The 13,221-nt window shown below is 59.8% G+C and carries 12 protein-coding genes; 6 read left to right on the forward strand and 6 right to left on the reverse strand.

The window, feature by feature from the left end; all coding sequences use genetic code 11:
• Positions 1-10: 10 nt before the first annotated feature.
• Complete coding sequence (bglX, locus tag ACZRKZ_RS02375) at positions 11-2,302, reverse strand: beta-glucosidase BglX (RefSeq protein WP_463980601.1); 2,292 nt, start codon at positions 2,300-2,302, stop codon at positions 11-13.
• Between the two features lie 243 nt (positions 2,303-2,545).
• Between bglX and ACZRKZ_RS02380 the strand changes: the two genes are divergently transcribed.
• The 6 genes from ACZRKZ_RS02380 to ACZRKZ_RS02405 all read left to right on the forward strand — a co-directional run bounded on the left by ACZRKZ_RS02380 (position 2,546) and on the right by ACZRKZ_RS02405 (position 6,942).
• A complete protein-coding gene (locus ACZRKZ_RS02380) occupies positions 2,546-3,154 on the forward strand; it encodes a LemA family protein (protein ID WP_133099310.1) in 609 nt (202 codons plus the stop codon).
• Positions 3,155-3,175: 21 nt separating this feature from the next.
• A complete protein-coding gene (locus tag ACZRKZ_RS02385; protein WP_463968304.1) occupies positions 3,176-3,898 on the forward strand; it encodes a TPM domain-containing protein in 723 nt (240 codons plus the stop codon).
• A 28-nt stretch (positions 3,899-3,926) separates the two neighbouring features.
• Entirely contained in the window at positions 3,927-4,544 is a 618-nt protein-coding gene (locus ACZRKZ_RS02390; RefSeq protein WP_463980602.1) for a TPM domain-containing protein, read from the forward strand.
• Between the two features lie 132 nt (positions 4,545-4,676).
• The gene (locus ACZRKZ_RS02395) at positions 4,677-5,894 is read left to right on the forward strand and encodes a class I SAM-dependent methyltransferase (protein ID WP_463968306.1); all 1,218 of its coding nucleotides are present in this window, start codon (positions 4,677-4,679) and stop codon (positions 5,892-5,894) included.
• Positions 5,895-6,026: 132 nt separating this feature from the next.
• On the forward strand, positions 6,027-6,608 hold the full coding sequence (locus ACZRKZ_RS02400) for a DJ-1/PfpI family protein (RefSeq protein WP_463980603.1): 582 nt from the start codon (positions 6,027-6,029) through the stop codon (positions 6,606-6,608).
• Positions 6,609-6,624: 16 nt separating this feature from the next.
• A complete protein-coding gene (locus tag ACZRKZ_RS02405; protein WP_463980604.1) occupies positions 6,625-6,942 on the forward strand; it encodes a ribbon-helix-helix domain-containing protein in 318 nt (105 codons plus the stop codon).
• Between the two features lie 247 nt (positions 6,943-7,189).
• On the opposite strand, the gene ACZRKZ_RS02410 is transcribed toward ACZRKZ_RS02405, so the two are convergent.
• The 5 genes from ACZRKZ_RS02410 to ACZRKZ_RS02430 form a co-directional block, all read right to left on the reverse strand.
• Positions 7,190-9,751 (reverse strand): TonB-dependent receptor, encoded by a 2,562-nt coding sequence (locus tag ACZRKZ_RS02410; protein WP_463980605.1) that lies wholly within the window; start codon positions 9,749-9,751, stop codon positions 7,190-7,192.
• Positions 9,752-9,878: 127 nt separating this feature from the next.
• The gene (locus ACZRKZ_RS02415) at positions 9,879-10,847 is read right to left on the reverse strand and encodes a FecR family protein (protein ID WP_463980606.1); all 969 of its coding nucleotides are present in this window, start codon (positions 10,845-10,847) and stop codon (positions 9,879-9,881) included.
• Positions 10,844-11,383 (reverse strand): RNA polymerase sigma factor, encoded by a 540-nt coding sequence (locus ACZRKZ_RS02420; protein ID WP_463980607.1) that lies wholly within the window; start codon positions 11,381-11,383, stop codon positions 10,844-10,846. The genes ACZRKZ_RS02415 and ACZRKZ_RS02420 overlap by 4 nt, the downstream gene beginning before the upstream one ends.
• A gap of 136 nt (positions 11,384-11,519) precedes the next feature.
• On the reverse strand, positions 11,520-12,407 hold the full coding sequence (locus ACZRKZ_RS02425; protein WP_463980608.1) for a dihydrodipicolinate synthase family protein: 888 nt from the start codon (positions 12,405-12,407) through the stop codon (positions 11,520-11,522).
• A 25-nt stretch (positions 12,408-12,432) separates the two neighbouring features.
• Entirely contained in the window at positions 12,433-13,215 is a 783-nt protein-coding gene (locus ACZRKZ_RS02430) for an aldolase (protein WP_463980609.1), read from the reverse strand.
• Positions 13,216-13,221 lie beyond the last annotated feature (6 nt).

The raw sequence follows: 13,221 nt of genomic DNA on the forward strand, positions 1-13,221 counted from the left end.
TTTCTCTCTGTTAGAGCAATTCAAAGCTCTGTTGCTTCACATCCTGCGAGTCCAGCCCGATCTGCACATTGAACTCGCCCGGTTCTGCGGCGAATTTCAGCTGGGTGTTGTAGAACTTCAAGTCTTCCTCGGTGATGGTGAAGTGCACAACGCGCTCTTCCCCAGCCTTGAGCATGATCTTCTGGAAGTTCTTCAACTCCTTGATCGGGCGAATCATCGAGCCGGCCACATCCCGGATATACAACTGCACCACGGTTTCGCCATCCACCTTGCCGGTGTTTTGCACCGTCACGCTGGCGTCGAGCTTGCCGGTCTTGTTCAGGGTGGTGGACGACAGCGCCATGTCCGACAGGCTGAAGTTGGTGTAGCTCAGGCCATAACCGAACGGGAACAGCGGCCCGGTGGTGTCATCGAAGTACTGCGAGGTGTAGTTGCCCGGTTTGCCCGGCGTAAACGGCCGACCAATGCTCAGGTGGTTGTAGTAGGTGGGAATCTGCCCTACCGAGCGCGGGAAGGTGATTGGCAGCTTGCCCGAGGGGTTGTAGTCGCCGAACAGCACGTCGGCAATGGCGTTACCGCCTTCGGTACCGGCGAACCAGGTTTCCAGGATCGCGTCAGCCTGTTGGTTCTCTTCGAGAATCGATAGCGGACGGCCATTCATCAGCACCAATACCAGCGGTTTGCCGGTGGCTTTCAAGGCCTTGATCAGGTCCCGCTGGCTTTGCGGGATGTTCAGGTCGGTGCGGCTGGACGATTCGTGGGACATGCCACGGGACTCGCCCACGGCCGCAACGACAACGTCAGCCTGCTTGGCGGCCTTGACCGCTTCGTCGATCATCACCTGCGCCGAGCGCGGGTCGTCCACCACTTCCGGGGCGTCGAAGTTGAGGAAGTTCAGGTAGTCGACCACCGCTTTGTCAGCAGTGATGTTGGCGCCTCTGGCGTAGATCACCTTGCCTTTTTCGCCGATGACGGCGTTCATGCCGTCCAGCAGTGTCACCGATTGCGCGGGTTTGCCGGCGGCGGCCCAACTGCCCATCATGTCGATCGGCGCCTTGGCCAGCGGGCCCACCAGGGCGATAGTGGCGGATTTTTTCAGCGGCAGGGTGTCGTTCTGATTTTTCAGCAACACCAGGCTGCGGCGGGCTACGTCACGGGCTTCGGCGCGGTGCAGACGGCTTTCGGCGTAGGTGTCGACCGGGTCATCCTCGGCCTTGCCGATACGCAGGTACGGGTCGGCGAACAGGCCCATGTCGTACTTGGCGCCGAGCACTTCGCGCACAGCGTTGTCGATGTCGCTTTGTTCGATCTCGCCGGACTTCAGCAAAACGGGCAATTCCTTGCCGTAGAGCTGGTCGTTCATGCTCATGTGGATACCAGCCTTGATCGCCAGTTTGGCCGCTTCGCGACCGTCTTTCGCCACGCCGTGCTTGATCAGTTCGAAGATGGCGCCGTGATCGCTCACGGCCAGGCCCTTGAAGCCCCACTCCTTGCGCAGCAGGTCGTTCATCAACCAGGTGTTGGCGGTGGCGGGCACGCCGTTGATGGAGTTCAGGGCCACCATCACGCTGCCGGCACCGGCCTTGATCGCTGCGTGGTAGGGCGGCAGGTAATCCTGGTACATCTTCACCGGGCTCATGTCGACCACGTTGTAGTCGCGACCGCCTTCCACCGCGCCGTACAGGGCGAAGTGCTTGACGCTGGCCATGATGCTGTCGGCCTTGGCGGCACTGGTGCCCTGGAAGGCCTTGACCATCACCTCGGCAATGCGCGACACCAGGTAGGTGTCTTCGCCAAAACCTTCGGAAGTGCGGCCCCAGCGCGGGTCGCGGGAGATGTCGACCATCGGCGCGAAGGTGATGTCGAGGCTGTCGGCGGAGGCTTCCTGGGCAGCAACGCGCCCGGAGCGGCCAATAGCGTCCATGTCCCAGCTGGAAGCGAGGGCCAGGCTGATGGGGAAAATGGTCCGGTGGCCGTGGATCACGTCATAGGCGAAGAACATCGGGATCTTCAAGCGGCTGCGCATGGCTGCGTCCTGCATCGGACGGTTTTCCGGACGGGTGATCGAATTGAAAGTGCCACCGATGTTGCCCGCGGCGATTTCCTTGCGAATCATTTCCCGAGGCATTTCCGGGCCGATGCTGATCAGGCGCAACTGGCCGATCTTTTCATCGAGGGTCATCTGTTTCATCAGGTCGCTGACGAAGGCGTCCTTGTCCTTGAGCGCAGCGGGCTTTGTCTCGGCAAATACGGGGTGACTGGCTAGAGTGGCAACAAGGCCGAGCAAACACAGCTTCTTCATGGATATCCTTTTTTTGACTCGCTGTGCAGAGCTGACTGGGAGCGCTGCTCGGCCAAAATGTGGGGAGCGTCTATTGTTGTTCGGGTGTTGTTCAGATAAATGCAGCACACTTCTGAACACTTATACGCGCTGGGCATCTTTTAGCTGATTGGCTCGATGCAATCCAGTGGTGGCGGATTATGCCCCAAGCGCGTGATGAAAGGGTTAGTCGTCAAATTCCATAGGGTCGGCAGGAGAAACACCATGCAAGCAGCACAAGGTTTTCGATGGGGCTGGAAAGCCGCGGCATTGCTACTGATCAGCACGGTGCTGAGCGGTTGCGGCATCAACAAGATTCCCACTCTGGACGAACAGGCCAAGGCCGCCTGGGCCCAGGTGCAGAACCAGTATCAACGGCGCGCTGACCTGATCCCCAACCTGGTGGCAGTGGTCAAGGGCTACGCCGCCCATGAGCAGGACACCCTCACCGCCGTGATTGAAGCGCGGGCCAAGGCCACCTCGATCCAGGTCGATGCCAGCACCCTCGACAACCCGGAAAAACTCAAGCAGTTCCAGCAAGCCCAGGATGGTTTGAGCGGCGCCCTCAGCCGTTTGATGGTGGTGTCCGAGCGTTATCCGGACCTGAAGGCCAACCAGAACTTCCTGGCCCTGCAATCGCAGCTTGAAGGCACGGAAAACCGTATCAGCGTGGCCCGTCGCGACTTTATTGCTGCTGTGCAGGCCTACAACACCGAGATCCGTACCTTCCCCGGTCGCCTGTGGCACAGCGTGATGTACAGCGACTTGCCGATTCGCGCGAACTTCGAAGCTACCAGTGCCGATGCCGATAAAGCGCCGCAAGTGAAGTTCTGATCAGGCTTCAATGAGGTGTAGATGCGTGTACTAAGGATAGGCCTGGCGCTGTGGCTCCTGGCATGTGTGACCACCGCCCAGGCGGCGCTGACGTTTCCGGCGCTGACCGGGCGGGTGGTGGACAGCGCCCAGATGATCGACCCGGCGGTGCGCGAGCAACTGACCCAGCAATTGCAGGCGCTGGAGCAAACCAGCGGCGACCAGATCGTGGTCGTCACGGTGCCCGACCTGCAAGGCGTGCCTATTGAAGACTACGGTTATCAATTGGGACGCCACTGGGGCATTGGCCAGAAGGGCAAGGACAACGGCGCGCTGTTGATCGTTGCCCGGGATGAGCGCCAGTTGCGCATCGAAGTCGGCTACGGCCTGGAAGGCGTGCTCACCGATGCGCAGTCCTGGGTAATCATCAATCAGGTGATTGCTCCGGCGTTCAAGACCGGCAATTTCAGCAAGGGCATCAGTGACGGTGTCGCGGCAATGCTGCAGGTGGTGGGCGGCGACCCGCTGGCTGTGCCGGCCCACGTGGCGGACGCCAACTTTGCCAAGGACAATCCGGTGTTCTCCATCGGCTTGTTCATTATGCTGCTGGTGGTGTTGTGGCTGTGCAACCGCATGGGGCTGCCGGTAGGCGCGATCCTGCTGGCGATCCTTAGCAGCAGTGGACGTGGCGGCGGTGGCGGCGGCGGAGGGTTCCGAGGCGGCGGCGGTGGTTTCGGCGGTGGCGGGGCCTCGGGCGGCTGGTAATGACAATAACTAAAGAGCATCTACAACCATGGCATTACTGAGTGAACACGAGCAACGCCAGGTCGCCGAAGCGATTGCCAAGGTCGAGCAACAGACCGACGCGGAGCTGGTGACCGTACTGGCGGCCCGCGCCGACGACTATGCCTATATCCCGCTGTTGTGGGCCAGCCTGGTGGCGTTGGTGGTGCCGGGTATCGTGCATTACCTGTCCGGCTGGCTGACCATGCACACCTTGCTGCTGGCGCAATGGGCGACGTTCATCGTGCTGTGCCTGATCTTTCGCTTGCCGAAGATCACCACCCGGCTGATCCCTCGCTCGGTGCGTCATTGGCGGGCGTCGAACCTGGCACGACGGCAGTTCCTGGAGCAGAACCTGCACCACACCCTGGGCCGCACTGGCGTGCTGATCTTTGTCAGCGAGGCCGAGCGTTATGTGGAGATCCTGGTGGATGACGGCATTTCCAAACGCCTGGATAACAGCAGTTGGGACGCCATCGTCAGCGCCTTTACCCAACAGGTGAAACAAGGCCAGACCTTGGCCGGGTTTATCGCCTGTATTGAAGCCTGCGGGGAATTGCTCAAGGTGCATGTGCCAGTGACGCAGACGCGTAATGAGTTGCCCAATCGGTTGGTGGTGTTGGAGTAGCAACTGATCGTTCCCACTTTGTGGGAACGATCATCGGCGGTGTGTCACCGACCATTGGTCAAATAACCCCGTGCCCTAAAGCCCCATCCCCCCTAAAATGCCCGGCATTCCCAGCCCGAGGCGTTTTTGTTCATGTCTGTCACCGCTAAACCTGCCAGCCCCGCGCCGGATCATCACGCGCAGTTCCTTGAACTGCTGACCGCGAGCCTTGAGCAAAACGCCTTTATCAAACTGGTGCTGGCCAAGTACGTCGGTGAAGAAGCCGAGCTGCAACGGCTGATCATCAAGCAACTGACGGTCAAGGATCAGCCTTGCCTGTCCTTCGTCTACCGCTACAAGACCCGCGACATCACCAAGAACTTCTCCCTTGAAGAGGGCGTAGCGACGATTGCCGAGCTGTTGCCGGCCTCGTTCAAGAACGCGCACCTGCTGTCGGTCACCGACGAAGCCCAGCTGGAATACAGCAAGAAGAACAAAAGCTCGCTGTTCAAAAGTAAACCGCAACAGCTGCGCGAAGCACCGTCCGCCGAGCACAACCGCGAGAAAAACCGCTTCCTCGACCTGAGCCGGCCGTTCCTCGCCGACCTGGGCGTGACCAACGCCAAACACGAGCTGATCCCGGCGATGTCGCGCAAGTGGAAGCAGATCAACAAGTTCATCGAGGTGTTCAGCCATGCGCTGACCACGTCACCGTTGCAGCTGGATCAGCCAGTGCGGGTCGCAGATTTCGGTTCGGGCAAGGGCTACCTGACCTTCGCCATTCACGACTATCTGCGTAACACCCTCAAGGCCGACGGCCAGGTGACCGGCGTCGAGCTGCGCGAAGACATGGTGACGCTGTGTAATAACGCCGCTGCCCGCCTGGAGCACACGGGGCTGGTATTCAAGTGCGGTGACGTACGCACTGTGGCGCCCAGCGAATTGGACGTGATGATCGCCCTGCATGCCTGTGACATCGCCACCGACTACGCGATCCATACCGGTATCCGTTCCGGCGCGTCGATCATCATGTGTTCGCCGTGCTGCCATAAGCAGATCCGCTTGCAAATCCAGAGCCCGGTGTTGCTCAAGCCGATGCTGCAATACGGCCTGCACCTGGGCCAGCAGGCGGAAATGGTCACCGACAGCCTGCGGGCGCTGTTCCTGGAAGCCTGCGGCTACGAGACCAAGGTTTTCGAGTTTATCTCCCTGGAACACACCAACAAGAACAAGATGATCCTTGCCGTCAAACGCTCGGAGCCGGTGGACAATGCCCAGTTGCTGGTGAAAATCCAGGAGCTGAAGGCGTTCTACCACATCACTGAGCACTGCCTGGAAACCCTGCTGCGGGCGGATGGTTACTTGAACTGAACACGCCCCTTTGTAGGTGCGGGCGGGCTCATGCAAAGAGCGATGTAGTAGCGGGTCATTACCCCGCTCAAACGCCCGGGTCTATCTTGGCTACTTCTGTCTGCCCAACCGTTCTACCGGAGGAATGCCCCCATGGCCGCGAAAAAAATCCTGATGCTGGTCGGCGATTACGTCGAAGACTATGAAGTGATGGTGCCGTTCCAGGCGCTGCTGATGGTCGGTCACACTGTCCACGCCGTCTGCCCGGACAAGCGCGCCGGCCAGACGGTGCGCACAGCGATCCATGATTTTGAAGGCGACCAGACCTACAGCGAAAAACCCGGCCACCTGTTTGCCTTGAATGCCGACTTTGCCAACGTTGACGCCGCCGACTACGACGCGCTTCTGGTGCCCGGTGGTCGCGCTCCTGAATACCTGCGCCTGAATGAAAAAGTCCTGCAACTGGTGAAGGCTTTCGACCAGGCTGGCAAGCCCATTGCCGCCGTGTGCCACGGTGCGCAGTTGCTGGCGGCGGCGGGTATTCTTGACGGCCGCGAATGCAGCGCCTACCCGGCGTGCGCGCCGGAAGTGCGACTGGCGGGCGCTACGTTCATCGATATCCCGGTGACCGACAGTCATGTCCAGGGCAATCTGGTCACGGCCCCGGCCTGGCCAGCGCATCCGAGCTGGCTGGCGGGTTTCCTCGGCCTGCTGGGCACGAAAATCACCTTGTAAACCGGAGGTCATCGCCATGTGCGAGCTGTACGTCAAGGCCGACCCGATTCTCTACGAATCCCGCTCGCGCTCCCTGCGCATCTGCGGGGTAGTGACCACCCTGCGCCTGGAAAACCAGTTCTGGGACATCCTCGGCGAAATCTCCGCGGTGGATGGCATGACCACCAATCAGTTGATTACCAAGCTGTATGAAGAAGTGATGGATTACCGCGGGGAGGTGGTGAATTTTGCTTCGTTTCTGCGGGTGAGTTGTACCCGCTATTTGAGCAAGCAGCGCGCCCAGATACCGGGGTTGAGCCTGGTGAGTACCAAACCCGAAGCACTGAAGATTTAGTTGGGCAACGGGCCGGTCTTCACGCTGGCCCGTAGATACTCTGTTCCTCGGTGCTGGGGGCTGATCTGATGGCGGTGGTGTGGCCGACGTAGCCTCGCTGGGGCTCGACAACGGCTACGGCGATTTTTGTGCAGATATTCCCTCGTAGCAGCGGTCGAGTGAAACGAGGACGCAGTCCTTGTAAAATCCAGCTACGTAGCCTCGTTCCACTCCTCAACTGATATGGCTGTTGACGCGGTCCTGTATTTCAGAAAAACCGCGTCACGCTGATCTTGGCATTGCGTCCTACGCTGTAGGCACTGTCACCGCTCAACGCCGGCAGGTAGCTGCGGTTGAACAGGTTGTCGACGGTGAAGTTGACCTCGGTGCCTTTGAGATACGCCTGTTGCGGTTTCCAGTTGGCGAACAGGCCCTGGGTATCGTAGCTGTCGTTGGCGTATTGGTCATAGAACCTGTCACCGAGGGAGCTGCCGATGCCTTCTGAGTATTTGTCACTCGGCAGGCGGTCGGTCTTGCGCACGAACTGCCCTTGCCAGCCCACTTTCGCGTCCCAGCTCGGGATTTTGGTGCCCACCACGGCGACCCATTTGGCCGGTGGAATATCACGGGCCCAGACGTGGGTGCCCCATGGGTTGGTGTAAGGGTTTTCCCGTTTGCCGGTGGTCCACGAGTAGGTCAGAGAGCCGAACAGGTAGGTTGAGTCGTAGTAGCTTTCGACCTCGAAGCCCTTGATGGTCATGCTGCCGACGTTGCGGTAGTTGGACATGGCCGGCATGCCCTTGCACGACTCGGAAATCGTCCCACCGACAATTGTCTGATTCTCACAGCCCACGCCGGTGGCCTTGAAAATCTCGTCTTCGATCTTGTTATGGAACAGCGTGGTGCGCAGTTGCAGGTTGTCGCCTTTGGCGATGACGTTGGCGAAGTCGGTGATGTTGCCTACGGTGATGGCAGTAATGCGTTCCGGGTCGAGGTCGACGCTGGTGGCGGTGCGGTTGCCCAGGCCCTGAACTTCGTACTGTTCGTCGATCACTGGCGCGCGCCAGGTGCGGCTCCAGTTGGCGAACAACGCCACATCCGGCGTGACTTTCCAGAACGCCGCCAGGCGCGGCGACCAGCCGGTGTAGGTGCGGTCGCTGTAGTCGTGGCCGAAGGACGGATTGGTGCTGCTGTAATACGGCGCATCGTTTTCTTCGCCGCGATTGCGCACATGGTCATAGCGCAGCGACGGGGTGATGGTCACGTCGCCCAGGGTGACCGCGTCCTGGATGTAGAACGCATTGGTGTCGACCTTGCCGTGGGGCATGAAGGCCGGCTGGAAATGCCCGTAGTTGAATTTGGGGGTGTCGTAGGTTGCGCCTGGCATCCAGCTTTCGGTTTCGCGGATGTGCTTGCGGATCTGTACGCCGGTGGTCAGCGCATGCTCCAGCGGCCCGGTGGTAAACAGGCTGATGTTGCGCAGTTCGAGGATCTTGTCCTTGTAGGAGGTATCCATCTTGCGCCCACCGGTGGAGAGGCCGAAGAAGGCCGTGGCGTCGCGTTCGTCGGTCTGGTCGGTATTGGACTCCGAGTAGCTGAGCTTCATGTCCACCAGCGGATTGTCCAGGGGCTGGTATTCGTACTTGCCGGACCACGTGGTGTCGACGGTATCGCGGCTGGCCAAAAAGCGTTTCAGCGCGCCCTTGTAGCCATAGCGGTCGATGTTGGCCTGGCTCGGCGGGTCCGGGTAACTCTTGGCTGAGAACGGCGTCCAGCGCTGACTGTTGGCACGGGAATAGGACATGCCGACGCTGTGCTCGTCAGTGAGGTGCATGTTCAGCTTGAACAGTTTGCCGTCGACATCCTGGGCGCTGTTCGGCAGGCGCTTGGGGTTGATCGGAAACCGATTGCTGGGATCGGGACGGCTATCTGCCAGCTTCATATCGTCGCCGTCGCGCTTGGTCAGGTAGGCCAGGGCATCGAAGCGGCCGTCGTCGGTGCGGCCATAAGCGGCGCCGCTGTAGACCTGTTCGTGGTCGTTGCTGGAGTAACCGTACTTGAGCATGGCGCCGCTGTTGCGACCGTCCTTGAGCAGGTCGGGGGCATCCTTGGTGATCATGTTGACTGTACCGCCAAACCCGCCGTTACCGGTGAAGGCCGAGTGCGGGCCTTTTTCCACCTCGATGTTTTTGATCAGCTCAGGCTCGATAAACACCGTGCCCTGTTGATAGCGCTCGAAACCACTTTTGGTTGCGCCATCGACGGTCATCGGTACGTCCTCGGCTTCGCCCATGCCACGAATATTGATGGTCTGGCCGCCCGGCTTCATCGAGCCGCCCATGCTTACACCCGGCAGCGTCTGCAACAGGCTGGGAATGTTGTTGGGCTGGTAACGGTCGATATCGGCCTGGGTCAGGGTGGAACGGCCTACTGTGCTGGAGTCGACTTGATTGCCGGTGCCGATCACGCTCAAGGCGTCCAGTTGCACGATGCTGCTGCTGGAGGTCTTGCTTTCTTCGGGGCGCACGACATAGGTGCTGCCCACTTTGATCAGGGTAAATTCGCCATTTTTCAGCAGGGAGCGGATCGCCACTTCCGGGGTGAAATCGCCGTTGATGGCTGGCGCCTGGATGTTTTTCAACCGGTCTTCATCAAACAGCAGCTGGATTTTCGCCTGTTGCGCCACTTGGCTCAGGGACGTGGCCAGGGATTGGGCCGGCAATTGCAGTTTGAACGACTCGGCCTGGGCCGTGAGGCTGAAGGCCAGGCAGGTGGCGATCAGTGTCGGTCGAAGAAACAGGTGTTGAGCATGGCAAGGCGCGCGAAACATGAAATCCCCCAGAGCGGCTAAGTAGCCAAAAAGGCATGCGTATCAAACGCAGACCGGAGGAAGACGCGGCAGGAAAAAAAATCCACACATGCGAATGAAAAATATTCTCAAGTAGTGAGGGGAGGTCTTACTTGCGCGCTTCGATCCTGATTTTTCCGTCGCTCAGGGCCACGGTTTTTACTGGCAACAGCGCCGGCAGCGCATTGATCAGTGCGTCTGGGTCATTCACATCGAGATTGCCCGAGACTTTCAACTGCGCCACCGCGCCATCGGCCAGCAACACGGCTTTTGGTCGATAGAGCCCCAACTCGTCAATCAGGCTGGCCAGTTCGCGGTTGCGAAAGGACAAGTGCCCGCTGCGCCAGTCGGCAACCTCACCGGCGGCCAGGATTTGTTGTTGCAGGGTGCCCTTGGCATAGCTGTAGATGGCGCGCTGCTGTGCGCCCAGCAAAGTGGCGGTCGCCTTGCTGTCAGGTTCAAAGGCGACCTGGCCGTGAGCGACGCTGACCACCAATTGTTGCTGACTGCGCCGTACATCGAACCCGGTGCCCACCACCCGTATATTGGCATCACCGGCGCGCACGAACAGTGGTCGCTCTTTATCGGCGGCTACCTCTAGGTACAACTGGCCCTGGTCGAGGTAGACGATGCGCTGGTGTGCGTTGAAATCAACCCGCAACCGGGTGTTGGCGTTGACGTACAAGGTGCTGCCATCTGGCAAGTTCAGCGTACGCATGCCTTTGTCCTGGGCGGCGACCTCTGTCTGATAGACCCCGCGCGGTGCACCGATATTGCTCGCCAGCAGGGCACAGACCAACGCGGCCGCCACGGCCAGTGTCGGGCGCCAGGGTGCGGGTTTAGGAGTGGGCAGGGCAACGGGTTTATTCAGCTGTTGCAGCTCTGCAAGGTCGGCCCACAACTGTTCGAACTCGGTGTAGGCGCGGGCATGGGCCGGTACCGCCTGCCAACTGGCAAATGCCTTGCGGTCGGCGTGGCTGCTGCCGTTGCGGTTGCGCGCAAACCAGCCGGCGGCCTGGGCATCGATGGAGTCGTGCTCGTCAATTTCACGGCTATCGATGTCGCTCAAGCGGGTCATTCTGGCTGCTCCTTGCCGTGTTCTCGTTGAAGTCGCTGCTTGCAGTGCAGCAGGGCAAAGGCGATGTGCTTTTCCACCATGCTGATGGAAACGCCCATGCGCTCGGCGATCTGCGCCTGGCTCAAGCCTTCGAAGCGGTGCAGCATAAGGGCTTCTCGCCTGCGGGGCGAGAGTTCGGCGAGGACTTCTTTCAACTGTTCCAGGCGTTGGGTGCGTTGGGCGGCGGCCATGGGGTCGTTTTGCTCGTCAGTGACCGGCTCGGCGTCCCGTTCGGCCTGTTCGTTGTGAACGATGTGCCGCACCTTCTGTTTACGCCAATGATCACGCAGCAGATTGCGTGCCATCTGAAACAGAAATGCCCGTGGCTGCTCGACCTTGGCCCGGTCGTGGTAATCCAGCCATTGGGTAAAGACATCCTGGGTCATGTCTGCCGCGTCGCTGGCGTTGTCCGTGCGTTTGCGCAGGTAATGCAGGATGTCTGCATAGAACCCGCGAAAGGCATCGGCCGACAACGGGTCGGGCTTGAGACGAGGCATGGATATCCTTCTTGACGAAGCGCAGTGCAGTAAGGTCGCGAATGATATCGAGAATTATTGTTATTTGTCTCTAGGGAAATACACAGCCTCACCTGAGAAGATCGCTCCCATGCAGAGCGTAGGAACGATCGTTGGTTTATTTGAGCGTTGCCAACAACCCTTGCAACTGATCGACACCTGCTTCACCCAACGCAAATACCGGCAACCTTGGGTCACCCGCTTCCAACCCGGTCAGCCGCAGCCCCGCCTTGATCGTTGCCGGCAATCCACCTTTGAGGATGAAGTCCAGCAATGGCAACTGCCGATAAAACAGCTCCCGCGCCTTGCTCAGGTCATTGGCCAGTACCGCTTGGTACAAATCGAGATTGAGTTGTGGGATCAGGTTCGGTGCGGCGGTGCACCAACCTTTGGCACCCGCAGCAAAGGCTTCCAGGGCCAGCGGATTGCAGCCGTTGTAGAACGGCACCTGGCCGTTGCCGAGGCGTTGCAACTGGTGCATGCGCTGAATATCGCCGGTGCTTTCCTTGACCATGGTCACATTGTCGACAGCCTTGACGATGCGCAGGATCAACTCCACCGACATATCGGTGCCGCTGGTGGCCGGGTTGTTGTAGAGCATGATCGGCACGCCGATGCTGTCGCCGATGGCGCGGTAGTGGGCGAGGATTTCCGCTTCGCTGAGCTTCCAGTAAGAGGCGGGCAATACCATCACCACATCGGCGCCATGACTTTCGGAAAAACGCGCACGACGCACAGCCTTGGCGGTGGTCAGGTCGGAGACGCTGACGATGGTCGGTACCCGTTTGGCGACCTTTTGAATGCTGTAGGCGCTGACTTCATCCCACTCTGCATCGCTCAAGTAGGCGCCTTCGCCAGTGCTACCCAACGGCGCGATGGCATGCACGCCGCTGTCAATCAAGCGGTCGATGGAGCGGCCCAGGGCGTCGAGGTCAATGCGCTCGCCGCCTGCGCTGAACGGGGTGATGGTGTAGCCGATGATGCCGTGAATAGTTGGGCTGGACATGGAAAATCTCCGGTCGAAAAGGGCTTCAGTTCAGGCAGTCGGCGTGTTGACGCAGATTCTGTCGAGCGTAGTAGTTGAACGCAGCACCGTGGCGCTTTGGCTTGGAGATCCAGTCATGGGCTTCGCGTCCCAGTTCCGGCAGGATCGGCTTAACGGTGCCGGCGGCCATGGCCAGCAACTGCAACTTGGCCGCCCGTTCGATCAACTGCGCAATGACGCAGGCCTCTTCGATGGTTGTACCGGTGGACAATTGGCCGTGATGGGACAGCAGGATGGCGCGCTTGTCCCCCAGCGCCGTGGTGATGATTTCGCCTTCTTCGTTGCCCACCGGCACGCCGGGCCAGGCTTCAAGAAACGCGCAATCTTCGTACAGCGGGCAGAGGTCCATGTGGGAAACCTGCAGCGGCACTTCCAGCATCGATAGCGCGGCGATGTGGGTCGGGTGGGTGTGGATGATGCAGTTCACATCCGGCCGGCCACGGTAAACCCAACTGTGAAAGCGGTTGGCCGGGTTGGGCATGCCGTGGCCTTCGAGGACTTCAAGGTCTTCGTTGACCAGCAGCAGGTTGCTGGCGGTGATTTCATCAAAGCCCAAGCCCAGTTGCTGGGTGTAGTAGGTGCCGGGTTGCGGACCACGGGCAGTAATCTGCCCGGCCAGTCCCGAGTCGTGGCCGTTTTCGAAGAGAATACGGCAGGTCAGGGCCAGCTTTTGCCGGTCGGTCCACGTATTATCCGCCAGGGTGTTTTGCATCTGACTCAGCGCTTGCTTGACCAGTTGCTCTTTGGGGAGTGCTAATGTCTTGGCCATATCGGT

Source organism: Pseudomonas sp. c313 (assembly GCF_055407145.1).